Raw genomic sequence first — 22832 nt, 5'->3', positions numbered from 1 at the left:
CCCTCGCCGGCGCGGGCGCGGTCACGCGCTGCGCGCCGCGAGGAGCTCCTGCGCCAGGTGCACGGCCCCCTCCGCTGTCGGCGCCCAGCCGTCGGCGCCGAGCTGCCTCCAGAGGTCGTGGACGACGCGGAACGGCTGGCCGCCCACCAGGACGAGGATGTTCCTGCACCGGCCGTCGCTGCGCGCGGCGGCGATCAGCTCGTGGACGCTGACGAGGTGCTCGCCGAGCGTGGCCGAGACCGCGAGGACGTCGGCCTTCCGGCGGGCGACCTCGCCGAGCACGTCGTCCGACGGCGTGCTGGCCCCGAGGTAGAACGTGTCCCACCCCGCCATCTCGAAGAAATCGGCGACGAAGCGCGCGCCGATCTCGTGGAGGTTCCCGTCCACGGAGGTGGCCACGAGCCGGCGATCGGCCCGGCGGGCGTTGAAGACGAGCGGGTAGAGCTGGCTCAGGATCGTCTGGGTGACCGCCGTGCAGTAGTGCTCCTCGGCGATGGTGAGCTGATGGAGCTGCCAGAGCCTGCCGAGCTCGTACTGGACCGGCTGGAAGACGTGCGTGTAGATGTCCTTGACCGGCGTGCCCGCCTCGACCGCCTCGTGGATGAGCCTGAGCGCGCGGCCCCGGCTCCCCTGGAGCAAGGCGTCGAGGTAGCCGCACGCCAGGGGGCCGAGCGGGGCCTCGAGCTGCACGAAGCTGGGGAGCTCGACCTGGCCCGAGGTGAGCCGCTCGAGCGCCGCCGCGAGGTGCCGGCGCGGCGCCTCGGCGAGGTGCGCTGGGAGCGCGATCGCGATGGCGTCGCCGAGCGCGCCGAGGTGGCTCACGAGCTCCTCGCGGTCGAGGCCGACGCTCGTCAGCAGCGTCTGGGCCCATTCCGCGTAGTCGCTGAACAGCGCGGGCGCCTCCATGTCGACGGCCGCGGCGAGCTGGGCGAGGTGGCGCCGGGCGTCCTCAAGAGCGTGGGCGCGCTTCTCCCCGTGGGCGAGCGCGTCCTCGGGGCGCCGCATGTAGCTGAGCGCGATGCTCATCGTGGCGATGCGCGGCGCCGAGCGCGCGAGCGCCTCCGCCGCCGAGGCGGCGTCGCCGGGCGCGCCCGTCTCGGCGGGGATGGCCGCGAGCGCGGCGGGCGTCACGAGCGGAGAGGCGTCCAGGCGCTGCCGGCCGGCGGCCAGGGCCTCCTGCGCGAGCGCGGAGCGCGCCGGGGCGAGCTGCTCGCCGATGGCCTCGCTCAGCGCGTGGAGCGCGGCGCCGAGCGCGCTCCGCGGCACGCCGATCCCCTCGAGGAACACCGCGGTGAAGGCGCAGTACTCGCCGAACTGCTCGGCGCCCGTGGCGCGCAGCGCCGCCGACAGCGCGTCGATGTGCGCTCCGATGTCCTCGCGGCAGCGCGCGAGGTCGCCGCGCTCGCCCGGCGCTCCCCGCGCCGCGGCCGCCAGCCGGACGGTCGCCGCGTCCATCAGGGACTCACGGCGATCGAGGAGCTCATCGGCCGTCCTGTCGCGCTCTGTGATGACCATGCACGCGTATCTTGTGAGGCGCGATCGCCGGCGCACGTCCGATATCGCACGAGCTCGCCCGGGGACGCCGCGCGGGCGCCCGCGCGCGGGAAGGGCAGAAAGGCAGGAAGAATGCCCGGCGCCGCCGGCGCCGTCTGCCCGCCGCGCTTGGCGGACATCCTCCTTCGATGTACCGTCTCTCCTGCGTCGCGGGGAAGCGTCATTGCCAGGCGCGGGAGCTGAAGAACGATGTCGATCTCCTTGGTGCGGAACAGCTACGGCAAGTCGAGGGTGCGGCTGGTCAAGGTGCGCCGCGCGGCGGAGCGGCACGAGCTCACCGACATCGACGTCGACATCGAGCTCGAGGGCGACTTCGACGACGCCTACACGCAGGGCGACAACAGCAAGGTGCTGCCCACGGACACGATGAAGAACACCGTGTACGCGCTCGCCAAGGGCCACCCGGTCGAGCCGATCGAGGACTTCGGCGTCCTCCTGGCCGAGCACTTCCTCGCCAAGCCCCACGCCCGGCGGGCGAGGATCGCGATCGCGGAGAAGGTCTGGTCGCGCATCGACGCGGGCGGCGCGCCGCACCCGCACGCCTTCCTCCGCGCCTCGGGCGAGCGCCGGACCGCGGAGATCACGGCGGCCCCCGGCGACGTCGCGATCGTGTCCGGCGTCGAGGACCTGCTCGTGCTCAAGACCACCGGCTCTGCCTTCTCCGGCTTCCCGCGCGACCAGTACACGACGCTGAAGGAGACCGACGACCGCATCCTCTCGACCCTCATGGTGGCGCGCTGGCGCGCTCCGGCGGGGCGCCGCGACGAGGCCCCCACGGCGACCTGGGAGAGCGCCCGCCGCGCCCTGCTCGAGACGTTCGCCGGGCAGCACAGCCTCTCGGTGCAGCACACCATCCACGCGCTCGGCGAGGCGGTGCTCGCGGCGTGTCCGGCCGTCGACGAGGTGAGCCTCTCGCTGCCCAACAAGCATTGCCTGCTCGTCGATCTCTCGCGCTTCGGGCTCAGCAACGACAACGAGATCTTCGTCCCGGTGGACGAGCCCTACGGGCTCATCCACGCCACGATGAAGCGCGGTGGCTGACCGGCGCGCGGGAGGGCTATCCTCTCGCGCCCGATGGCCCGCGAAGCACCGCCCCGAGATCTGGCCGACGACGACGACGGCGCCCTCCTCCGTCGCATCCGGAGCCACCCGCTGCGCCGCTTCCTCGGCCCCCCGCAGACGTACCTGCTCACGCGCTTCGTCCTGCTCCGCCTCCTCGGCTTCGTCTACTTCATCGCTTTCTTCTCGCTCGCCCGGCAGCTCGGCCCGCTCCTCGGCCCGCAGGGCCTCTTGCCCGCCGACCGCTTCCTCGAGCGCCTCCTCGCCGTGACCGGCTCCGAGGGCGCGGCGTTCCGCCGGCTCCCCACGCTGTTCCTGTGGCTCGGCGCCTCCGAGGGCGTCCTCCAGGCCGCCGCGTGGCTCGGCGCGGCGCTGTCGCTCGCGGTGTGCGCCGGCGTCACCAACGCTGTCGTGCAGCTCGCGCTCTGGGCGCTCTACCTCTCGTTCGTGCACATCGGCCAGGTCTTCTACGGTTACGGCTGGGAGCACCAGCTCGCCGAGACCGGCTTTCTGGCCGTCTTCCTCTGCCCGGTGCGCGGCTTCCGGCCGTTCCGGTCGCCGCCGCCGCCCGCGGTCGTGATCTGGCTCTTTCGCTGGCTCATCTTCCGGATCATGCTCGGCGCTGGCCTCATCAAGCTCCGCGGCGACCCGTGCTGGCGCGACCTGACCTGCCTTGTCTATCACTACGAGACGCAGCCGGTCCCGAGCCCGCTGAGCTATTACCTCCACCAGCTCCCGGCGCCGGTGCACGCGGTCGGCGTGCTCTTCAATCACCTCGTGGAGCTCGTCGTCCCCTGGTTCGCTTTCGGTCCCCGGCGCGCGCGCCACGTCGCCGGCGTCTTCCTGGTGCTCTTCCAGTGCATCTTGATCGCGAGCGGCAACCTCTCCTTCCTCAACTGGCTCACCATCGTGCCGGCGATCGCCTGCTTCGACGACGGCGCGCTCGGCCGGCTCTTTCCGGCGCGGCTCCGGGAGCGCGCCGCGGCGCTCGCGGCGCGGCTCTCCCCGTCGCGGGCGCACCGCGTCGCCGCCGCCCTGCTCGCGATCCTCGTGCTCTGCCTGAGCGTGAACCCGGTCATGAACCTGCTCTCGCCGCGGCAGTCGATGAACGCCACGTTCGACAGCTTCGGTCTGGTGAACACCTACGGCGCGTTCGGCAGCGTCGGCCGGGAGCGCTACGAGGTCATCCTGCAGGGCACGAGCGACGAGGCGCTGGGGGAGGGGACGCGGTGGCTCGAGTACGACCTGCCGTGCAAGCCCGGCGACGTGCGCCGGCGCCCGTGCTTCATCACGCCGTACCACTACCGCCTCGACTGGCAGATCTGGTTCGCGGCGTTCGGGAGCTACGAGAGCGAGCCGTGGCTCGTTCATTTCATCTACAAGCTCCTCTCGGGCGACGCGGGCGCGCAGCGCCTCCTCGCCGGCAACCCGTTCCCCGGCGCGCCGCCCCGGTACATCCGCGCCGAGCTCTACCGCTACAGCTTCACCCGCATCGGCGACGGGAGCGGCGCGTGGTGGCGCCGCGCCCGCGTCGCGGAGTACCTGCCGCCGCTGTCGGTCGACGACCCGGCGCTGCGCCGCTTCCTCGCCGCGTACGGGTGGCTGCCGGCCTCCCGCGCGCCCGCGCCGGCGAGCGACGAGAAGGGTGGAGTCGAGGTCAACCCGTGATGGTCTCCACAGCTCAGGCGCGCAGCACACACGTCCTGCCGACGCCGGGCTCACCGACGGGAAGGCGGGTCGCCAGGGCACGCATCCCCTCGTCGCCGACTTTGTGACCGGCCTCGCGCCGATGCTCCGCTCCCTCGGCCCTGGCCATACGTCAGCGGCGGCGCTGACGTGTCGCAAAGTGCAGTGATAATGTGGGTGATGAAGCAGGAATGCAGGACCGTTCAACGCGGGGCTCTGACGTTTTCGTGATATTTTTCTGTGGATATTCGTAATCCACGATGACGGGCCCTCTGCCTCCACCGCGGCTCGATGATGGGCGGGTGCCGACGGACCAGGGGATTCCCATCACGAACACGAATCGAGATGGGGGAGAACTCCACTTCCCAACCGCCGCTGCGCTCGCGTGCATTGCCTTCGGAGGGCTTCCTTTTCCACGTGTTCGCGTGGTTTTCGACAATCATCTGCCGCACGCGCCGCGGCGCCCGACGTCCACACCGAGCAGCGCGCGTTTCGCCGGTCAGCGTGGGCGGAGTGGCCCGCCCCATGCAACGTAGTAACTTCGGACCGCCGGGAGCGACCCGGAGCGACGCGGGATGAGGTAGTCTCTCCCCATGGAGACGACGTTGCGAACCGCCGCGAGAATCATGGCACTGTCCGTCTGCTGGGTCGCTTGCGGGGATACTGGTTCCGAGCTCCCCAGCGGTGCGGGAGGGAGGGGTGAAGTCGGAGGCACGAGCGCCACGGCATCGAGCGGAAGCGGGACATCTGGCACGGAAGGCACGAGCGCCACGGCATCGAGCGGAAGCGGGACATCTGGAACGGGACCAGGGGCAGAGGATCCCGGAGACGCCGCTCGGCGGCTATGCGAGTCACTCTGCGATCGTTCCGGAATCGCATGTTACGCGGAGGGCTCTGGAGATTGCAGTCAGAGTTGTTCTGAGATCGTGTCCAGGGAGCCCCAGTGCAACGATATCCTGGAGACCGTGTTGTCATGCATCGATAGGCACGGCGGCGCCTGCGACGTCGTGCCAGAGGACTGCAGCTGGCACGACGAGATGTACAGGGCGTGCGTGGCTCTGAGCAGCTGTGGGACTATCGCGTGCTCTGGTCTCGTTGATGAGTGCTCTTGTGCCACGTCATGCAACGGAAGGGATGTCGAATTCGAATGTCGCGTGGGAATGGTGTATTATGGCAGTATAAGGTGGTCTTGCGACTGCATCGTGGACGGGAGAGTGGTAGCCGTCTGCGAGGAGCTAGCGCCCTCGTCGTGCAGCATCGATCATGGTTGCTGCTCAACGATCTTTGCACGGTGATACACACCCGGTCAGGCCGTGACGCGGCCGGCCCCTCCCCGAGCCCGGCCGTCGCGCCCGGCCGCAACTGATTCGACGCCCGTCGAACCGGATTGACGGCCGCCGCGCGCCGGCTATATTCACTTCGATGGCCATCGAAGCAGATCCCCCGGCGCCCGAGCTGGGCCTGGAGGCGCGCATCGGCGTGCTCAAGGCGCTCGCGGACGCCTCGCGGCTGCAGGTGGTGAACGCCCTGCTGGAGCGGCCTCACTGCGCCGAGGAGCTGGCCGAGCGGCTGGGGCGCGCGCCGTCCACGGTCTCCTTCCACCTCCGGAAGCTCGACGAGGCCGGCCTCGTGACGAAGCGCAAGACCCAGTACTACCTGGTCTACGCGCTGCGCGACGACGTGCTCCGCCTCTCGCTGAGGGAGCTCGTCACGGTGCCGTCGGCCGGCGGCGGCCCGGCGCGGCGGCGCGTCGAGCGGGCCCGGGGCCAGGTGATGCGCTCCTTCTTCCGCGGCGGCGTGCTGGTGCAGCTGCCGAAGCAATGGCGCAAGCGGCGCATCGTGCTCGAGCAGTTCCTCGCCAGGTTCGAGGCGGGCCGGCGCTACCGCGAGCAGGAGGTGAACGCGATCATCCAGGCGCTGTACCCCGACCACTGCACGATCCGGCGGATGCTGGTGGACGAGGGCTACATGGCGCGCGACGGCCAGCTCTACGAGGTGATCGAGGCGGGGACCGGGGTGTCCGGGGCGACGACCGAGCCGCCCGGGGCAGCGACAGGGACGCCCGAGGCGACGGAGAGGAAAGCGGGAGAGAGCACGATGGAAACGCGCAAGGAGCTGAAGCGGCAGTATCTCGAGACCCCGAAGCAGGCGGGCATCTTCCAGGTCAAGAACACGGTGAACGGCAAGGTGCTGCTCGGCAGCAGCACGAACCTCCACGGGCCGCTCAACAAGCACCGTTTCATGCTGTCCACCGGCGGGCACTCGAACCAGGAGCTCCAGAAGGACTGGAAGCAGCACGGCGCCGACGCCTTCACGTTCGAGGTGCTCGAGGTCGTGCGGCAGAAGGACGAGCCGGGCTTCTCGCTCGCGGACGAGCTCACCCTGCTCGAGCAGATCTGGCTGGAGAAGCTGTCGCCCCTCGCGCCGCACGGCTACAACACGACCACGCGGATCCGCGAGTGACCCGGCGCCGCGGCGCCTGAGGGCGGGTCAGCTCCCGCGCGCTCGGCCTCCGCGCCGGCCCCGTGGAGGGCGAGCGGAGGGCGAGCCCGCTCCGTCGCGGTGCGCTGGTCACTCGGCGGCGGGCGGAGGGATCTCGATCTGCGCATGGGCGCACGACTTGCAGAAGGCGCCCTCCTTGCCGGGATAGACGTCTTCATAGGTGACGCTGCGCTCCAGGCTCACCAGCTCGCGCTGCGTGTCGTCGTCGACGACCCTGACCTTGTAGACCTCTCCATCTTCGAGGTCCGTGTTCGGGTCGGGGATGAAGGTGATCCTGATCTCCCAGTGCGTGTTGGTCGGGTCCAGGTCCGCTAGCTCGCAGCGGAACCTTCCGCCCTCGACTGCAGCGTTCGCGCCGAGCGGGGGGTGCAGCGGTCGGGGCACATCCGAGCTGAGCGTCACCGTTCCGCAGCGCTGCTTCCAGCACGCCTCGATCGTCAGGTGCGCCGGCGCGTCCGCGGCGAGCCCGATCGGCCCCGAGATACCGACGCTGTCCTCGCAGCCGATGTCGTTCCCGTCGCACAGCGGACATCCCGCCGTGAGCGCGCCGAGCCCGAGGAGGGCTGTCACGGCGGCCGCCGCGCGCAGCCTCGCGCGGCGCGGCGCGCCGCCGTCCGCGCGGGGGCTCCGGCGCCGCGCAACAGGCGGATCGATGTGCTGGATGACCGCGGCCCAGATGCCACTCACCTTCATGTTCACCCCATTGTCCTGACCAAGCTCCGTGCGCCGGCGGGACCTGCGGTGTGCGGTCGGCCCGTACCGGAACACGGTAAGTCGACATCCAGACTTTCACCGACGCGTGGAGCCTGCAAGTCGGATCCATGCGCGCGCGGCGGGGCGCGGCGTGCTAGCAAGTTTCTGGCGGACACGTCGCGCGGCGCGGTCCTCGGGGGGAGGTGCTCCACTCTTCTGCACTCTTCTCCGCTCCAGCGCGCCGTCCCGCGCCCCAGCGCCGCGCCCGCTTCTCCTCCGCGCCCCCGCGGCCCCCGGCGCCCGCACCACCCGCCGCGCCGCGCCCCGCGGAGGTCTTGCATTTTTGCCGCCATGGCTTGCTTTTCTGGGCGTTGTCTTGCGCGGTTGCAAGAGCCATCCTCGCCTCATGAACAACGCAGCGCCCGCCCCCAGCTCCTCCTCTCGCCTCCACGTCGTGCTCGGCGCCGGCCAGATCGGCCCGCGCGTCGCGGACCGCCTGCTCGCCCAGGGCCACCGCGTCCGCCTGGTGCAGCGCACCCGGCGCGCCCCGGAGCGGCCGGGGCTCACGTCCATGTGCGGCGACATCACCGATCTCGCGTTCGCCGAGGAGGCCACGCGCGGGGCCAGCGTGGTCTACGACTGCATGAACCCGCCCTACGACCTCTGGGCAACGCAGCTCTTGCCCATCGCCCGGGGCGCGGTGCACGGCGCGAGCAAGGCGGGCGCGAAGCTCGTCGCCCTCGACTGCCTGTACATGTACGGCGTCCCGGACGGGGCCATGCGCGAGGGCTCGCCGCGCCGTCCGTGCAGCAAGAAGGGCGCGCTGCGCGTCGAGCTCGAGGAGATGCGCCTCGCGGCCCAGCGCCGCGGCGACGTGCGCGTGGCCATCGGCCGCGCCAGCGACTTCTTCGGCGCCAACGTGCCGCTGTCCGCCTGGGGCGACCGCTTCTACGCCCGCGCGCTCGCCGGAAAGGCCGTCGAGTGCATGGGTGATCCCGACATGCCCCACGCGTACACGTACGTCGAAGACGTGGCGCGAGGCCTCGTGACCCTGGGCGAGCGGGAGGAGGCGATGGGCCACATATGGCACCTGCCGACGGCGCCCGCCGAGAGCACGCGCGCGCTCGCCCAGCGGCTGGGCCGCGCGCTCGGGCTCGAGGTGAAGGTGGCGCGACTCCCGCGCTTCGTGCTGCGCGCGGTCGGCCTGTTCTCGCCCTTCATGCGCGAGGTCGCCGAGATGGCCTATCAGTGGGACGTGCCCTATGCCATCGACGACACGCGCTTCCGCGAGGCCTTCGGCTGGTCGGCGACTCCCGTGGACAGGCAGGTGGCGGAGGTCGCGGCCTGGGCCCGGAACAGGTACAAGCTCGCCGCCCCGCACGCCGCGCGGGCGACGTCCGCTGGTTAGCCCGATCGGCGCGCGGCTCACGAGCAAGCGCCGAGCGCTGCGAGGCTCTCCGATCGGACCGGAGCGGAACATGCCAGCCGGGCCATAGCGCGCGCGAAAGCCTTGACAGGCATGGTTGAAGGCGGGGAGATGGCGCTCTGTCTGGAGGGCATCATGCTTCGTTCTTCCCTTTCTCCGGTACCTTGCCTGCTTGTCGTCACGCTCGGCCTCGCGTCCTGCGACGCTGGCCAGCCCGCGCCCTCCGACGGCTCGAACCCCGGCGGCGGCGGGGCCGCGGGGGCCTTCGCCGCTGGCGGCGCTCCGCCCGGCGACGGCGGCTCGCCGCCAGGCGACGTCAGCTCGTCCTCCGGCGACGGCGGGGCCCCCGGCGTGAGCGCCTCGGTCGGCTCTGGGGCCGGCGAGGGCGGGGGGCCGGAGCAGACGTTGCCTGTCGGCCCCCTGGTCAACGGGATCCAGTGGGCCGACACCTCGGGCAACCCCATCCAGGCGCACGGGGGCGGGGTGATCAAGGTGGGCTCGTACTATTACTGGTTCGGCGAGAACCGGAACCCGGACGGGACCTTTTACGCGGTGTCCTGCTACCGCTCGGCGGACCTGCGGCGCTGGGAGTTCAGGAACCATGTCCTGACCATGGACTCGGACCAGGACCTCGACCCGGCGAACATCGAGCGCCCGAAGGTGGTCTACAACGAGTCCACGGGCGAGTTCGTGATGTGGATGCACTGGGAGAACGGGGTGAACTACGGCGAGGCGCGGGCCGCGGTCGCGAGCTCGAGCACCGTGGACGGCGACTACACGTACCACGGCAGCTTCCGCCCGCTCGCCGACAGCGGGGTGAGCGATCACGGCAAGCGCGGGTACATGTCGCGGGACTGCGGGCTCTTCGTCGATGACGACAAGAAGGCGTACTTCATCTCCGCCTCGAACGAGAACTACGATCTCAACCTGTACGAGCTGACCCCTGATTACCTGGCCATCGAGCGCCTTACCGCCGTGCTCTTCCCCGGCGGACACCGGGAGGCGCCGGCGCTGTTCAAGCGGAACGGCACGTACTTCCTGCTGACCTCCGGGGCCACGGGCTGGTCGCCCAACCAGGCCAAATACGCTACCTCGCGCGCCCTCGGCGCCGGCTGGTCGGCGATGACCAACGTCGCCGACGGCACGACCTACCATTCCCAGTCGACCTATGTGCTCCCGGTCCAGGGCAGCGCGGGGACGGCCTACCTCTACATGGGAGACCGCTGGGCCGGCGCCTGGAGCGGGCGGGTCAACGACTCGACCTATGTGTGGCAGCCGATCTCGTTCCCCTCGGACACCACCATGAGCATGAGCTGGAACAACACGCTGACCATCGACACGGCGGCCGGCACCGTCACCGGGGCGACGAACGACTTCAAGCTCGTCAACAGGCACAGCGGCAAGGTGATGGAGGTCGCCGGCGCGTCGTCCGAGGACGGGGCGGCGGTGGTCCAGAACCCGGACAGCGGCGGAGACAACCAGAAGTGGAGCCTGAACTACAATGGAGCGGGCTACTTCCGGCTGACCAACGTCAAGAGCGGCAAGGTGCTCGACGTCCCTGACGAGTCGACCAGCGACGGCATCGCGCTGAAGCAATGGGCCAACCACGACGGCGACAACCAGGCGTGGCTGCTCATCGACGTGGGCGGCGGCGATGTCCAGATCAGGAACAAGAAGAGCGGCAAGCTCATCGGGGTGGTCCAGGGCTCCACCGATGACGCCGCCGCGGTCGAGCAGCGGTCGAGCAGCGGCGGCGAGGAGCAGCGCTGGGAGCTCGTCGTCGCGAATTGACCGGAGGGTGAGGCGCGGCGCGGCGGCGCGAGCGGCTCCGTCGCCGCGCGCGACCGCATCACGGCTGCGCCGGGCCGTAGACCGCGCGCAGGACGGCGTCGGGAAACTCGCCAGCCATGCCGGCGAAGGCGGTGTTGGTCAAGAGGACGACCGTGAGCTTCGCGCTCGGATCGACCCAGAAATGATGGCCGTAGGCGCCCATCCACTGCCAGGTGCCCGCGGCGGAGGGCATCGCGCTCGGGTCCGGCGCCGTGAGGACCGCGACCCCGAAGCCGAAGCCCCACGTCCCGCCGGGCAGCGGCACCTTCAGATCGCCCGTCTGGCTCGAGGTCATGGCCGCGACCGTCGTCGGCCGCAGGATCTTCCCGCCGCCGGTGCGCAGCGCCTCGAGGAACCGGACGTAGTCGTCGGCCGTGCCGACCATGCCGGCGCCGCCCGACGGATACGAGCGCTGATCCAGGGCGCGGGACGGCGAGAACGTGGTCTTGCCCTGCCCGAACGGCACGACCTGCGGATCGGCCATGCGCGCCGGGCGCGGGCTCGAGTCGCCGTAGGGGACCGCCAGCTGGCGCGGGTCGGCGACCGCGAACGCCGTGTCGAGCCCCAGCGGCCCGGTCACGAGCCGGCGGACGACGTCCGGCAGGGGCGCGCCGCCCGCCTTGGCCACGACGCCCCCGAGCACGTCGGTGGCCAGCGAGTAATTCCACGCCGTGCCAGGCGCGAAGAGGAGCGGCGCCTGGGCGATCCGCGCGAGGTTCTCCTCGAGCGAGAGGCCAGGCTGATCGAGGCCGTCCGACACCCGCGCGCGGTGGTAAGGCCCGTCATCGGGCTCCGTCGAGGTGTAGTTGAGGCCCGCCGTGTGGGTGAGCAGGTGCCGCACCGTGATCGTCGCCGCCTTGCCGTCCGCGAGCCGCGGCGCGAACGCCGGGAGCCACTTCGTCACCGGATCGTCGAGCCCGAGGGCGCCCGCGTCCACGAGCGCGAGGGCGGCCGCCGACACGATCGGCTTGGTCAGCGACGCGAGACGAAACACCGTGCCTTCGCGCATCGGACTGCCCGCCTCCCGGTCAGCGAAGCCGGCGGCGCGCCGGTAGACGACCTCGCCGTCGCGCGCGACGACGACGACGGCGCCGACGATCCGCCCCTCCGCGGTGGCAGCCTCGACGACCGCGTCGAGCCGGCGCTGCAGCGGCTCGTCACGCCGGGGCGCGGCGGCCACGGCCGGCGGCGCCGCCGCGGGCGCGGCGGCGGGCGCCGGGCTCGCGCACCCTGCCACGGCGGCTGGCAGCGCGGCGAGAAGGAGACCCGAGGCGAACGCGAAGGCCGGGACAGGGATCATCTTCACAGGGGTCGACTCCATCCATCAACAGGTCGAGCGAGCTCGCTCGTCAACAAATTGGCCGGAGAGTAGCGGATGACCATCACGGTGACGTCGTCGCGCAGTCGCTGTCCTGCCATGGGGCCCACGATACCCTTCACGATCGCGGCGGGCAACATCCCTTGCGCCGCGAGCGCCTGGAACCGTTCTGTGAGGCCTCGCGTCTCGAGCATTCCCGCTTCGGAGGCGACAGACCCGGTGATGCCGTCGGTATAGAGCAGGATCGTATCCCCCACATCGAGATGGATGACATCGTCCTCGAGCAGCGCCCCGATGTCCTCTTCGATCCCGATCCACATCCCCCTGGTCTCGACGAGCTCCACCGTGTCGGAGGCCGCCCTGTGGATCACACCGCGCGTTCCGCTCCACCGCCTGGAGCAGCGCGAACGCGGCGTCCAGGTTCCCGGTGAGGTACTCGCACTCGGCCATGATCAAGTGAGCGGCGCAGACGACGTCGTGCTCTTCACTCTCGCCATCATGGCGGCGCCACCGACCTCATTCGGTATCCCACTCGCAGCGTAGGAAATGGCGCTGCTGCCGGAAGATCAATACCGCGTGCCTTCCGCGGATGCCGAGATGAAACGGCCGCCTGTCAGCGTCCGCGCGCTTGCGAAGTGCAAGCACTTGCTGTCCCGCCATGCGCCAGAACGTCGGCTCCAGGTAGGCTGGGTCTGGTTCGTCCTGCTCCGAGGAGGCGATCGCGACGAACTCGCCCTCGCCGCTGTAGTTGACTATCCGTGTGACGCGCGTATTCGAACGCGCGAGGCGGGACTCACTTCCTCGACGGCGAACGTGCGGTGGCCCCCGCGGCACGGCGCGTGTCCCTGCCCTCCTGTCAGCGGAGGTTGGGTGCTGGGTAGGGGCGGTGGTGTGCGGGAGAAGGTGAGCGCCTGCTGACGCCCGATACTAATCGCGGCCGAAGGCGCGGAGCCGGAGCGAGTTGCCGAGCACCGACACGCTCGACAGCGACATCGCCGCGCTCGCGAGGACCGGCGACAGGAGCCAGCCGGTCAGCGGGTACAGCAGGCCCGCCGCGATCGGGATCCCGATCACGTTGTAGACGAAGGCCCAGAACAGGTTCTGCCGGATCGTCCGCAGCGTGGCGCGCGCGAGCGCGAGCGCCGTCGGCAGGCCCGCGATGCCGCCGCGGAGCAGCGCCACGTCGGCGGAGGCGAGCGCGATGTCCGTGCCGCTGCCGAGGGCGACCCCCACGTCCGCGCCGGCGAGCGCGGGCGCGTCGTTGATGCCGTCGCCGACCATCGCCACCCGGCGGCCGGCGGCCTGCTGCTCGCGGACGATCCTCGCCTTGTCCTCCGGCTTCACCTCCGCGAACACAGCGCGGATGCCGAGCTCCTCGGCGACGGCGCGCGCCGCGCCCGCCCGGTCGCCGGTCACCATGGCCACCTCGACGCCGAGCTGCTTCAGGGCCTCGACGGCGCGCCGCGCCTCCTCGGTCGGCCTGTCGGCGACCGCCACGAGCCCCGCGAGCCGCCCGTCGACCGCCACGAACGACGGCGTGCGGCCGCGCGCGGCCAGGCGCTCGGCCTCGGCCTCCAGCGCGTCGGTCGCGACGCCCGCGCGCCGCAGCCACGCCGCGGTGCCGGCGCGCACGAGGCGGCCGGAGACGCGCGCCTCGACGCCATGGCCGATCTCCGCGCGGAACTCGGAGGCCGGCGCGAGGCCGACGCCGCGGCCGCGCGCGCCCTCGACGATCGCGCGCGCGACGGGGTGCTCGCTCTCGTGCTCCGCGGCCGCCACGAGGCCGAGCAGCTCGGCCTCGCCGTGGCCCGCGAGGGCGACGACGTCCGTCAGCGCCGGCCGCCCCGAGGTGAGCGTCCCGGTCTTGTCGAGCAGCACCGTGTCGACGCGGCTCGCCGCCTCGAGCGCCGCGCCGCCCTTGACGAGCACGCCGAGCTCCGCGCCGCGCCCGGTCCCGACGGCGACGGCCGCCGGCGTGGCCAGGCCGAGCGCGCACGGGCACGCGATCACGAGCACCGCGACGAACCGCTCCACCGCCGTGGCGAGGCCGCCGGTCGTGGGATCGACCGCGAGCCACGCGACGAAGGTGACCGACGCGACGCCGAGGACGACGGGGACGAAGACGCCGCTCACCACGTCGGCCAGCCGCGCGATCGGCGCGCGCGACCCCTGCGCCTCCTCGACGGCCTCGACGATGCGCGCGAGCGCGGTGTCCGCGCCCGTCTTCGTGACGCGGAAGGTGAGGGCGCCGCTCTGGTTGAGCGTCCCGCCGAACACGGCCGAGCCGGCGGTCTTGTCGACGGGCATGCTCTCGCCGGTGAGCATCGACTCGTCGACGGCGGACGCGCCGCGGACCACCTCGCCGTCGGTCGCGATGCGCTCGCCTGGCCGCACCAGCACGAGGTCGCCGGGCGCGAGCGCCGCGGCGGGCACCTCGTCCTCGGCGTCGCCGCGGACGCGCCGCGCGGTCTTCGGCTGCAGGGCGACGAGCCCGCGCACCGCGTCGGTGAGCCGCTTCCGCGCGCGCGCCTCGAGGAGCTTGCCGAGCAGCACGAAGGTGACGATCGCGGCCGCGGCCTCGAAGTAGACCGGCGGCAGGTGGCCGTGCGCCGCGTGCGGGAACAGGCCGGGCGCCATGACGGCGGCGGTGGAGTAGAGCCACGCGGCGCCCGTCCCGAGGCTCACGAGCGTGTTCATGTCCGCGGCGCGGTGCCGGAGCGCGCTCGCGGCGAGGCGGAAGAACCGGCGCCCGGGGCCGAGGACGACGACGGTCGCGAGCGCGAGCGAGAGCCAGCGCCCGGCGGGGCCGTCGAGCGCCCGGATGGCGCCGTGGGACATGGCCACGGCGAGCAGCGGCGCGGTGAGCAGGGCGGCGACCGCGACGTCGCGCCGGAGCGACCGTTGCTCCTTCTGCTCGGCCGCGTCGAGGGCGGCGGCGCGCGTCGAGGCCGCCGGGCGTGGCGGCCGCGCAACGGAGACGGCGGCAGCCGGGAGCTCGGTCGGAGCGGAGAGGGCGGCGGGGACGTCGGTCGACGCGGCGACCGCGGCGGCGGGGACCTCGGGCGAGACGGCGGGCGCGGGGGCGCCCGCGACCGCGGGGAGGGCAGGGGCGCCAGCCGCCGCGTCCACCTCGGACGCCTCGGGGACGTCCGGCACCTCGTACCCCGCTTCCACGATCGCGCGGGCGAGCGCGGCGGGCGTGGTCGCCCGCGCGTCGTAGGCGACCGTCGCCCGCTGCGTCACCAGGTTGACCGCCGCCTCCTGGACGCCGGGCGCCGCGCGCAGCGCCCGCTCGACGCGGCGCACGCACGCCGCGCAGGTCATGCCCTGCACCGGGAGGTCGGCCCGCGCGCGCTGCGCGGCGGGCGAGGCCGTCGCTCCGGTCGGCTCCACGGGCTGGGGGATGGTTGCCATGCTTCTCCTTGCGCGCGCGCGGCTCGCCTGCGGTCGCCCTGCCTTCGCTCGCCGGGCGCGCGGCTCCTCCGGCCATGACGATCTACCCCAGGAGCCCCGCGCGAGCAGCGGCGTCGTGTCGACGCGGCCCCGCGGCGCCTCGCCGGCTGGGCGCGGGCGAGCGCGCGGTGCTACGTCCGCGGGCGCACATGCAGCAGATCCTTCCGGCTCTCGGGGTGAGCGCTGTCGTGTTCATCTCCACGAACATCGACGACATCCTCCTGCTCACGGCCTTCTACTCGGATCCAGACTTCACCCCGCGCCAGGTCGTCGCCGGTCAGTTCCTCGGCATGGCGGCGCTCGTGCTGGCGAGCGTCGCGTGCGCGCTGCTCGCAGTCCGCGTGCCGGAGGGGTGGATCGGCCTGCTCGGCCTGGCGCCCCTCGCGCTCGGCCTCCGGGGCCTGTGGGCGCTCTGGCGGGGCCCGGGCGCCGGGGAGGACGAGGGCGACGACGCCGACGCCGCCGACCTGCCGCGTGGCCGCGCCGCGCGCTTCCGATCGCTCGCGGTGGCGACCGTGACCGTCGCCAACGGCGGGGACAACCTCGGCGTCTACATCCCGCTGTTCTCCAGCTCCCCCGGGCTCATCCCGCTGCACGCGGCGGTGTTCGCGGTCATGACCGGCGCCCTGTGCGCGCTCGGCCACCACCTCGTCAACCACCCGGTCCTGGGCAGCCGCATCCGGCGCCATGGCCGCGTGGCGCTGCCGTTCGTCCTGATCGGCCTGGGGCTCTGGATCATGTCGGACGCGCTCGTCCTCATCCGTCCGGCGAGCGCGGCCGGTCCGCCGCCGGCGAGCGTCGATGAGGCCGACTCGGTCCCTGCGGCGAGACGCCTCGTTGACATCGGCGATCGCGGGCAGCGGCTGAGTCCTTAATCTCTGGACAGGCACCGTTGCCCTCCAGCCCTGAGGAATCCCCTCATTCTGCAGCCATTTCAGCGGGGAAATTGAACAGGGAGGCGGGGAGACGGGGAGTAATTGAAGATTTTCCTCCCCGTCTCCCCGCCTCCCTGTGAAGTTTCCGACGAATTTGAGGGGATGCCTCAGCCTCCAGCCACGTTGATCGTGCCGCGATCGATCCGGGCTCCACGAGCGCTGTTTGCCGGTCCAGGATGGCAGGGAGAGCGCAAAATTACATTGCCGCAACGGGCTGCCGGCGCGGGCGCGCTGCTGGCTCGGGCCAGCACCTGCTGCGTGCTCGCGCCAGCACCTGCTGCCGCCCTCAGCCGGCGTCCGCGCGTCGAGCGGGCTGCGGCCGCCGGCCCTCACACCTGTGCATCTCCATGGAAACAGACGGATCGAGCCAGCCAGTACCCGTTCTCTGGACCTCGACGCTCGATGGACCGAAGCCTGCTCTCCGGCGAGGGCGGACCAGGCGTGATGGCGAGCCCTCCTGCATTCCCAGGTGCCTCGCCGGTGTCCGAGCGTGAATGAAATGTTTCAGGCAAGAAAAGAATCGTCCGTGACCGTCGCCGCTGGGGCGGTGCGTGAGCCAGCGCTCGGCGGTAGCGCCATGGTGAGAGAGGGGGCGCCGCGGGGAGGTGCCCAGGCCGCGACGCTCCCTGCGCCCGCGAGGCCCGTCGCGCTCACGCGCGCAGGGGAGCGCGAGCGCACAGGAGGTGAACGTGCCCGTCGCCCGGTTTGACGAGGCCGGTCGGCTCGCCGTGGATGCGGCGCTCGAGCGGGGCGATGCGGTCGTCCTGCCGACCCCTTCGCCGCTTGCCTACGTCGTCGCCGCGAAGACGGTGAGCGCCGTGAACCGGGCGAAGGGGCGCCCTCGCGATCAACCCGTCGCCCTCTGGGAGCCGCGCTTCGAGCAGGTCGCGCCGCACCTCGCGCTCGACGAGGCGGAGCGCCGCCGCCTGGGCTGGCTGCTCGGAGTCGAGCGGGTCACCGCCCTCGCGCCGCTCGCGACGAACGACGGCGCGCCGGGCTGGCTCGCGCCCGCCGCGCGTTACGGCATGGCGCTCCTCTTCGGCGTCGCGTGGGAGCCCCTCGCCTGGTTGCTCGAGCGCCACGCGCCGCTGTTCGTGGGCAGCGCCAACCGCCCCGGCGGGCTGCCGGCGGTCGACCTGCGCCAGGTCCTCACCGGCTTCGGCCCCGAGGTGTGGGTGCTCGACGGCGACTCGCTGCGCGATCGCGCGCGCCCGCACGCCTCCACGACGACGCTCCGCTTCGTCCCCGGCTGCGGCTGGGAGATCCACCGGCGCGGCATCCAGGACACCCTCCACGCGACCGCCGGGCGGAGCGACTACCTCGCGGACACCCTCGCCCGCGCCGACGCCGCCCTCGCCCGGAGGCCGCTCGCCCGGCGGCACGAAGGGCGCGCCGGCCGCCAGGCGAGGCGATCGCGCGCCGCCGATCGCGATGGCCACGTGCTCCTCCGCGGCCCCGGCGCCCGCCGCGCGAGGAGCCACGAGGTCTAGCCGCCCCCGGGGGCGCCGCGGATCTCCGGGTGATTCGAGTCGAATTCCCTCGGGCGCGGAGGGAACACCGCCGGGGATCACCGCCCGAAATGGCGCTTCGGCTCCTCGCCCGACTTCTGCAGGACCACGATCTTCCCCGTCGGCGTCCCCACTGTCTTCACGAAGGCGGCCCGCTGTCGCCCGAGGACCCAGCTCGCCTCGGCGAGCTCCTCCTCGGCGCGCTGCCCCTTCACCAGCAGCACCATCCCGTTGGGCCGCACGAAGGGCACCGTCAGGGGGACCAGCATGACCAGGCGCCCCACCGCGCGCGCCGTCACCGCGTCGAACGCGCCGCGGAGATCGCCCTTGCCGAGCTGCTCGGCGCGTTCGGCGCGCACCGACACGTTGGTGAGCCCGAGGCCGGCGGCCACCGCGACGAGGAACGAAGCCTTCTTCTGCGTCGCCTCCACCAGGGTCACCTTGAGATCGGGCCGAGCGATGGCGAGCGGAATGCCGGGGAGGCCCCCGCCGGAGCCGATGTCGGCGATGCGCGCCCCCGCGCTCAGCTCGTCCAGGAGGGGCACGAGCGTGAGCGAGTCGAGGATGTGCTTCTCCCAGACCTCGACCGGATCCGTGATCGCGGTCAGGTTCATCAGCTCGTTCATCGCGAGCAGGCGCGCGAGGTAATCGCCGAGCTTGGCGATCACCGCGGCGTCGAGGGTGAGGCCGATCGCCGCGAGGCGCTCCGCGAAGCCCTCCGGAGGCGTGAGCGGAGCGGGGGCCGGCAGCGGAAGAGGCGCGCGTTCTTCAGGGGTCATGGAGGTCCGTACACCCTAGCAAGCTCCCCCTCGTGAAGCGCTGCAATCCTCCTCATCACCAGCCTCGACAGCCGGGGCGGGGGACGCTCTTGCCCGCGGCGGCGACGCCGCGCGATGAGTCCAGGGTTTCCAGCGCAACCCCGAAGGCGACCTCCGTCGAGCCAGGCGCTGTCATCCGCGGCGAGCTCGCCGGGCTCCGAGCGCCACGGCGGCCGCGAGCGCGAGCCAAAGAACCCGGGGCGCCGCGCTGTCCGGAGATGCAACGAGGCGGCAGCCGCACCCGCTCGAGGCACCCCCGTGCGGCGACGAGCCGAGGAACCCTTCCGGTACGACGCGCCCGAACCTGTTGTTGCTCTCGTCCGGATCCTTCGTGTCGCTGCGGACGGTCGCCCACGTCTCGACCCGCTGCCCTCGATAATCGAGCTTGCCACGCACGGTGATGGACCAGGAGTCGGACTTTGTCAGCTCCGCCAGCTCGCAAGACAGCTTGCTCGCTTGCACGGCGCAGTCCGCATCCTCGTTCGACGTCCAGGTGACGTCGACCATGCCCTCAGGCAGCTCCTGCTCCAGGCGCACGCGGCGCGCCGGCGAGGGGCCGGCGCTCCTCACGTTCATATAGAGCGCGATGTCCGAGTCTTCGATCATGATGCTCGCGTCGCCGGACAGGTCGGCGCGCACCTCGTTGTCGATGGGGATCCGCAGCGCCGCGCGGTTGTTGCTCGTGTCGGCGTCGAACAGCCGGCCGCACGCCGAGACGCTCAGGTCCACGTGCTCGCCCTCACCGACGTTCACGGTCGCCGAGAACAGGATGCTCTGTCCGGCGTCGAGCGCCAGATCGGAGCAATCCTCCAGGCCGCAGCTCAGCTTTACCTGACCGTTCTCTCCACTTTCAGCGGAGAGGGCAATGCCCCGCGTCAGGGTCGGGCCCCGGTTCGTCAGCGACAGCAGCAGCTGGGTGAAGCCGCCTGGCCTGAGGGGGACGGGCTCATCCACGGCCTCGACCGCGAGATCTGCGCGCACGCCGCGGGCCATCTCCCTGGAGACGACGAGGTCGAGCACCCCGTCGCCGGTCAAGTCGATCAGCGCTTCCGGCGTGTCGTCAAACGAATCGCGCTCGGTGAAGCTCCATCGCCTCTCGACGAGCCGCCCGATCGATGCGCCGACGACCAGCTCGTCGGCGCCGTCCTCCGAGAGATCGGCCGCGAGCATCCGGCCTCTCGCGGAATCCACCTTGTGGAGCTCCAGCGGGGTGAACGTCCCCTTGGGGGCCTGGAGCCACGTCTGGAGCAGCAGCTCGTCGTACCCCGATGGCCCCGGGCGCCTCGCGACCACGGCCACATCCTGCAGCCCGTTGCCGTCGAAGTCGCCGAACCCCCCGAGCTCGTAGCTTCCTTCCATGGCCAGCCGATGGTTCGGCTGGAAGCTCCCCGAGGCGGACCTCTGGGCGATGGCGAGGCCGCCCACGGACGGGTACAGCAAGTCCTGCAGGCCATCTCCATCCACGTCTCCCGTGGGCAACGCAGCGCTCAGGACGACGCTCTCGTCCATCACGGCGGCGTCGCTCAGCGTATGCACCGCGCGGAACGCGCCGTCCGACGCGTGGAACAGCTGCAGCTCGCCCGGGGCCGTCTCGACGACGATGTCCGCCTGGCTCTGGCTGAGGAAGTGTCCGGCGGCGAGCGGAAGGGGGCGGTGGTCGCGCGTGCTCGGCGCGCCAGCGATGGTGCCGAGCGGCGTGAGGTTGCCGGACGTCTGCTGGACGACGGACACGCCCAGCTCGTCCCTGACGATGAAATCGAGCTGGCCATCGCCGGTGACATCGGCGACCTCGACCTGCTGCAGATACACGTTGCCGCCTCCAGCGGCCGGGTACGTCGCGCTGGCGAGCTGCGAGCCGTCGCGGTCGCGAAGCTGGAGCGTGAATTGAAGGACCGTGAGCAAGATCCAGTCGTCGGTGCCGTTCCCGTCCATGTCGGCGAAGCGCACCCTTTGCGTCCCGGTAGGGACATCGAGCTTGCTGGTCCCCGACGTGAAGAAGATCGAGCCGCACTCTTCAGCGGCAGGCGACACGCTCGGCAAGCTCAGTGAGAGCAAGCCGGCCATGACGAACGTACTCCATTTCATGAGAGCCGGCCTATCATGGCAGTCGCGGGCCTTGCGGGACGTACGACTGACGAACTCGTGCTCTCCGCCGGGCTCGTCTAGCGTGCTGCCTCGTCACTTCTGCTCGCGCAGGCGCGGGCCGGCCACCTTCGCGATCGCCTTGGTATCCGCTTCATCGATGGACGGGATCGGCACGTCGCTCCGTCTGAGGCGAAAAGGGCACCAGAGCGGGGGGCCACCTGGGGACTGAAGCGAAAGGGGCAACGGTGGAGCGGCCCGGGGCAACGGTGGAGCGGTCCGGCGCCGGCGCGTTCACGAAAAGCGCGGCGCCGACTCCGGCGGATCCTCCCGTTCAGGCGCACGAGGCGACCGCGAAGCGCCGCCGCTCCACGCCGCCGCTCGACACCGTCTACGGCTCGCTCACCGTGACCCCGTGCCGGCGAAGGAGCTCCCGCAGGTGGTTGCGGTCCATCCGGCCGGCGCGCGCGGCGTGCGAGAGGTTCCCCCCGTTCGCCCGGATCAGCGCCTTCACATAGGCCCGCTCCCAGCGCGCGACCGTGCGCTCCTTGGCCTGGCGGAACGAGAGCTCGAGGTCCTCAGGGCAAAGCGCCGGCTCCTCGTCGCCGCCCTCCCGGGGCGCGGCGCCGCCCTCTCCGATCGCCGGATCGCCGGTCAGCACGGCGCGCTCCACCGCGCTGCGCAGCTCGCGCACGTTGCCCGGCCAGTCGTGGTGGGCCAGCCGCTCCACGAGCTCCGCCGGCGGATCCGCCCGGTCCGCGAACTGCCGGTAGTAGTGCGCGACGAGCAGCGGGATGTCCTCCCGCCGCTCGCGCAGCGGAGGCATCCGGAGCCGGACCACGTTGAGGCGATAGAAGAGGTCCGAGCGGAAGGTGCCGCGGTTGACCTCCTGCCGGAGGTCGCGGTTCGTCGCCGCGATGATCCGCACGTCGAGCGGGACGGTGTCGAGGCTGCCGATGCGGCGGATCGAGCGCTCTTCCAGGGCGCGCAGCAGCTTCGGCTGGAGGTCCAGCCGCAGCTCGCCGATCTCGTCGAGCAGCACCGTGCCCCCGCGCGCCGCCTCGAAGGCGCCAGCGCGCGCCTGCTGCGCCCCCGTGAAGGCGCCCCGCATGTGCCCGAACAGCTCGGCCTCGATGAGCGTGGGCGGGATCGAGGCGCAATCGATGACGACGAACGGCCCGCCCGCGCGCGGGCTCTGCTGGTGCAGCACCTCGGCGAGCAGCCCCTTGCCGGCCCCTGTCTCGCCCTCGAGGAGCACCGTCGCGTCGGAGGCGGCGATCCGCGGGATCATCGCGAAGAGCCGGCGCATCGCCGTGCTCTGCCCCAGCACCCGGCCGGAGAGCACCGCGTCCCCGAGCGGCTCGCGGACCTCCTCGGCCAGGTTGTCGAAGTGCAGCAGCGTCTCGCCCACGCCGAACGTGGCGCCCGGGATCAGGTACGCCGTCTCCACCCGGAAGCCGCCGAGCGTGATGCCGTTGGTGCTGTCGAGGTCGCGCAGCAGGTAGCCCTTCGGGGTCGCGGTGATGATGCAGTGGTGGCGCGACACCGACGGGTCGCTCAGGACCAGGTGGTTGCCCGCCGCGGTGCCGATCGCGAGCTCGGGCGCTTCGGCCACCGTCATGGCGCCCTGATCCGGGCCGCGCACCACCTGCACGCTGAACTTGCCGAACGCCACCTCGCGCGGTCGGACCTTCAGTACGGTGGTCGCATCTGCGCCTGGTGTGGGGACCTGGGTGCTGTTCACTTGCACGATATTACCATGTGCGGACCGTGGCGAGCGGCGTCCCGGACACCTCGGCGCGGGCTGCTGGCGTGGGCAGGCAGCTGCTGATGGCTCCCGCAGGCAACAATGGCAGCGCATTCTTGTAGCGGTTGCGTTGATGACCCCCACAGGCTGCAATGGCAGCGTATTCTTGTAGCGCTTGCGGCTGGCGCCGGGAGCTCCCGCCACGGACCGAGATCGATCCG

General features: G+C 71.8%; 15 protein-coding genes. 7 read left to right on the top strand and 8 right to left on the bottom strand.

The window, feature by feature from the left end; genetic code table 11:
* Positions 1-21: 21 nt before the first annotated feature.
* The gene (locus WME89_RS25400; protein ID WP_438011657.1) at positions 22-1515 is read right to left on the bottom strand and encodes a cobalamin B12-binding domain-containing protein; all 1494 of its coding nucleotides are present in this window, start codon (positions 1513-1515) and stop codon (positions 22-24) included.
* Between the two features lie 228 nt (positions 1516-1743).
* Here WME89_RS25400 and pucL point away from each other — a divergent pair, with 228 nt between their 5' ends.
* The 3 genes from pucL to WME89_RS25385 all read left to right on the top strand — a co-directional run bounded on the left by pucL (position 1744) and on the right by WME89_RS25385 (position 6762).
* The gene (pucL, locus tag WME89_RS25395; protein ID WP_438011656.1) at positions 1744-2595 is read left to right on the top strand and encodes a factor-independent urate hydroxylase; all 852 of its coding nucleotides are present in this window, start codon (positions 1744-1746) and stop codon (positions 2593-2595) included.
* 33 nt (positions 2596-2628) lie between these two features.
* Positions 2629-4281: a lipase maturation factor family protein gene (locus tag WME89_RS25390; RefSeq protein ID WP_438011655.1), complete on the top strand. Its 1653-nt coding sequence runs from the start codon at positions 2629-2631 to the stop codon at positions 4279-4281.
* Positions 4282-5721: 1440 nt separating this feature from the next.
* Positions 5722-6762: a metalloregulator ArsR/SmtB family transcription factor gene (locus WME89_RS25385; RefSeq protein WP_438011654.1), complete on the top strand. Its 1041-nt coding sequence runs from the start codon at positions 5722-5724 to the stop codon at positions 6760-6762.
* Positions 6763-6870: 108 nt separating this feature from the next.
* Here WME89_RS25385 and WME89_RS25380 read toward each other — a convergent pair whose 3' ends face one another.
* Entirely contained in the window at positions 6871-7494 is a 624-nt protein-coding gene (locus tag WME89_RS25380) for a hypothetical protein (protein WP_438011653.1), read from the bottom strand.
* A gap of 406 nt (positions 7495-7900) precedes the next feature.
* Here WME89_RS25380 and WME89_RS25375 point away from each other — a divergent pair, with 406 nt between their 5' ends.
* Both WME89_RS25375 and WME89_RS25370 read left to right on the top strand, forming a co-directional pair.
* On the top strand, positions 7901-8902 hold the full coding sequence (locus WME89_RS25375; RefSeq protein WP_438011652.1) for an NAD-dependent epimerase/dehydratase family protein: 1002 nt from the start codon (positions 7901-7903) through the stop codon (positions 8900-8902).
* Positions 8903-9055: 153 nt separating this feature from the next.
* The gene (locus WME89_RS25370; RefSeq protein WP_438011651.1) at positions 9056-10711 is read left to right on the top strand and encodes an RICIN domain-containing protein; all 1656 of its coding nucleotides are present in this window, start codon (positions 9056-9058) and stop codon (positions 10709-10711) included.
* A gap of 58 nt (positions 10712-10769) precedes the next feature.
* Here the strand turns inward: WME89_RS25370 and WME89_RS25365 are convergent, their stop codons facing one another.
* From WME89_RS25365 to WME89_RS25355, 3 genes are all read right to left on the bottom strand, one after another.
* On the bottom strand, positions 10770-12050 hold the full coding sequence (locus WME89_RS25365) for a serine hydrolase domain-containing protein (RefSeq protein WP_438011966.1): 1281 nt from the start codon (positions 12048-12050) through the stop codon (positions 10770-10772).
* Positions 12051-12052: 2 nt separating this feature from the next.
* Positions 12053-12439, bottom strand: a complete 387-nt coding sequence (locus tag WME89_RS25360; RefSeq protein WP_438011650.1) for a SpoIIE family protein phosphatase — start codon at positions 12437-12439, stop codon at positions 12053-12055.
* A gap of 556 nt (positions 12440-12995) precedes the next feature.
* Complete coding sequence (locus WME89_RS25355; protein ID WP_438011649.1) at positions 12996-15482, bottom strand: heavy metal translocating P-type ATPase; 2487 nt, start codon at positions 15480-15482, stop codon at positions 12996-12998.
* Between the two features lie 188 nt (positions 15483-15670).
* On the opposite strand from WME89_RS25355, the gene WME89_RS25350 reads away from it, so the two are divergent.
* Positions 15671-16396: a cadmium resistance transporter gene (locus tag WME89_RS25350; protein ID WP_438011648.1), complete on the top strand. Its 726-nt coding sequence runs from the start codon at positions 15671-15673 to the stop codon at positions 16394-16396.
* A gap of 749 nt (positions 16397-17145) precedes the next feature.
* Positions 17146-17946 carry a Sua5/YciO/YrdC/YwlC family protein gene (locus WME89_RS25345; protein ID WP_438011647.1) on the top strand — a complete coding sequence of 267 codons (801 nt, stop codon included), beginning with the start codon at positions 17146-17148 and terminating at the stop codon, positions 17944-17946.
* 77 nt (positions 17947-18023) lie between these two features.
* Here the strand turns inward: WME89_RS25345 and rsmG are convergent, their stop codons facing one another.
* The 3 genes from rsmG to WME89_RS25330 all read right to left on the bottom strand — a co-directional run bounded on the left by rsmG (position 18024) and on the right by WME89_RS25330 (position 22614).
* Positions 18024-18743: a 16S rRNA (guanine(527)-N(7))-methyltransferase RsmG gene (gene rsmG, locus WME89_RS25340; RefSeq protein WP_438011646.1), complete on the bottom strand. Its 720-nt coding sequence runs from the start codon at positions 18741-18743 to the stop codon at positions 18024-18026.
* Between the two features lie 171 nt (positions 18744-18914).
* Complete coding sequence (locus WME89_RS25335) at positions 18915-20867, bottom strand: hypothetical protein (RefSeq protein ID WP_438011645.1); 1953 nt, start codon at positions 20865-20867, stop codon at positions 18915-18917.
* 388 nt (positions 20868-21255) lie between these two features.
* Complete coding sequence (locus tag WME89_RS25330; protein WP_438011644.1) at positions 21256-22614, bottom strand: sigma 54-interacting transcriptional regulator; 1359 nt, start codon at positions 22612-22614, stop codon at positions 21256-21258.
* Positions 22615-22832: the final 218 nt, after the last annotated feature.

The organism is Sorangium sp. So ce321 (assembly GCF_051530195.1).
Lineage (GTDB): Bacteria > Myxococcota_A > Polyangia > Polyangiales > Polyangiaceae > Sorangium.
The sequence above is the reverse complement of the archived record's forward strand: the minus strand, read 5'-3'. Positions and strand labels throughout refer to the sequence as shown.

Excerpts from the sequence above, each read along its gene's own strand:
- WME89_RS25380 (WP_438011653.1), bottom strand. The coding sequence starts at position 7,494 with ATGAAGGTGAGTGGCATCTGGGCCGCGGTCATCCAGCACATCGATCCG.
- WME89_RS25355 (WP_438011649.1), bottom strand. The coding sequence starts at position 15,482 with ATGGCAACCATCCCCCAGCCCGTGGAGCCGACCGGAGCGACGGCCTCG.
- WME89_RS25370 (WP_438011651.1), top strand. The coding sequence starts at position 9,056 with ATGCTTCGTTCTTCCCTTTCTCCGGTACCTTGCCTGCTTGTCGTCACG.
- WME89_RS25385 (WP_438011654.1), top strand. The coding sequence starts at position 5,722 with ATGGCCATCGAAGCAGATCCCCCGGCGCCCGAGCTGGGCCTGGAGGCG.
- WME89_RS25400 (WP_438011657.1), bottom strand. The coding sequence starts at position 1,515 with ATGGTCATCACAGAGCGCGACAGGACGGCCGATGAGCTCCTCGATCGC.
- WME89_RS25365 (WP_438011966.1), bottom strand. The coding sequence starts at position 12,050 with ATGATCCCTGTCCCGGCCTTCGCGTTCGCCTCGGGTCTCCTTCTCGCC.
- WME89_RS25350 (WP_438011648.1), top strand. The coding sequence starts at position 15,671 with ATGCAGCAGATCCTTCCGGCTCTCGGGGTGAGCGCTGTCGTGTTCATC.
- WME89_RS25390 (WP_438011655.1), top strand. The coding sequence starts at position 2,629 with ATGGCCCGCGAAGCACCGCCCCGAGATCTGGCCGACGACGACGACGGC.
- rsmG (WP_438011646.1), bottom strand. The coding sequence starts at position 18,743 with ATGACCCCTGAAGAACGCGCGCCTCTTCCGCTGCCGGCCCCCGCTCCG.
- WME89_RS25375 (WP_438011652.1), top strand. The coding sequence starts at position 7,901 with ATGAACAACGCAGCGCCCGCCCCCAGCTCCTCCTCTCGCCTCCACGTC.
- pucL (WP_438011656.1), top strand. The coding sequence starts at position 1,744 with ATGTCGATCTCCTTGGTGCGGAACAGCTACGGCAAGTCGAGGGTGCGG.
- WME89_RS25335 (WP_438011645.1), bottom strand. The coding sequence starts at position 20,867 with ATGAAATGGAGTACGTTCGTCATGGCCGGCTTGCTCTCACTGAGCTTG.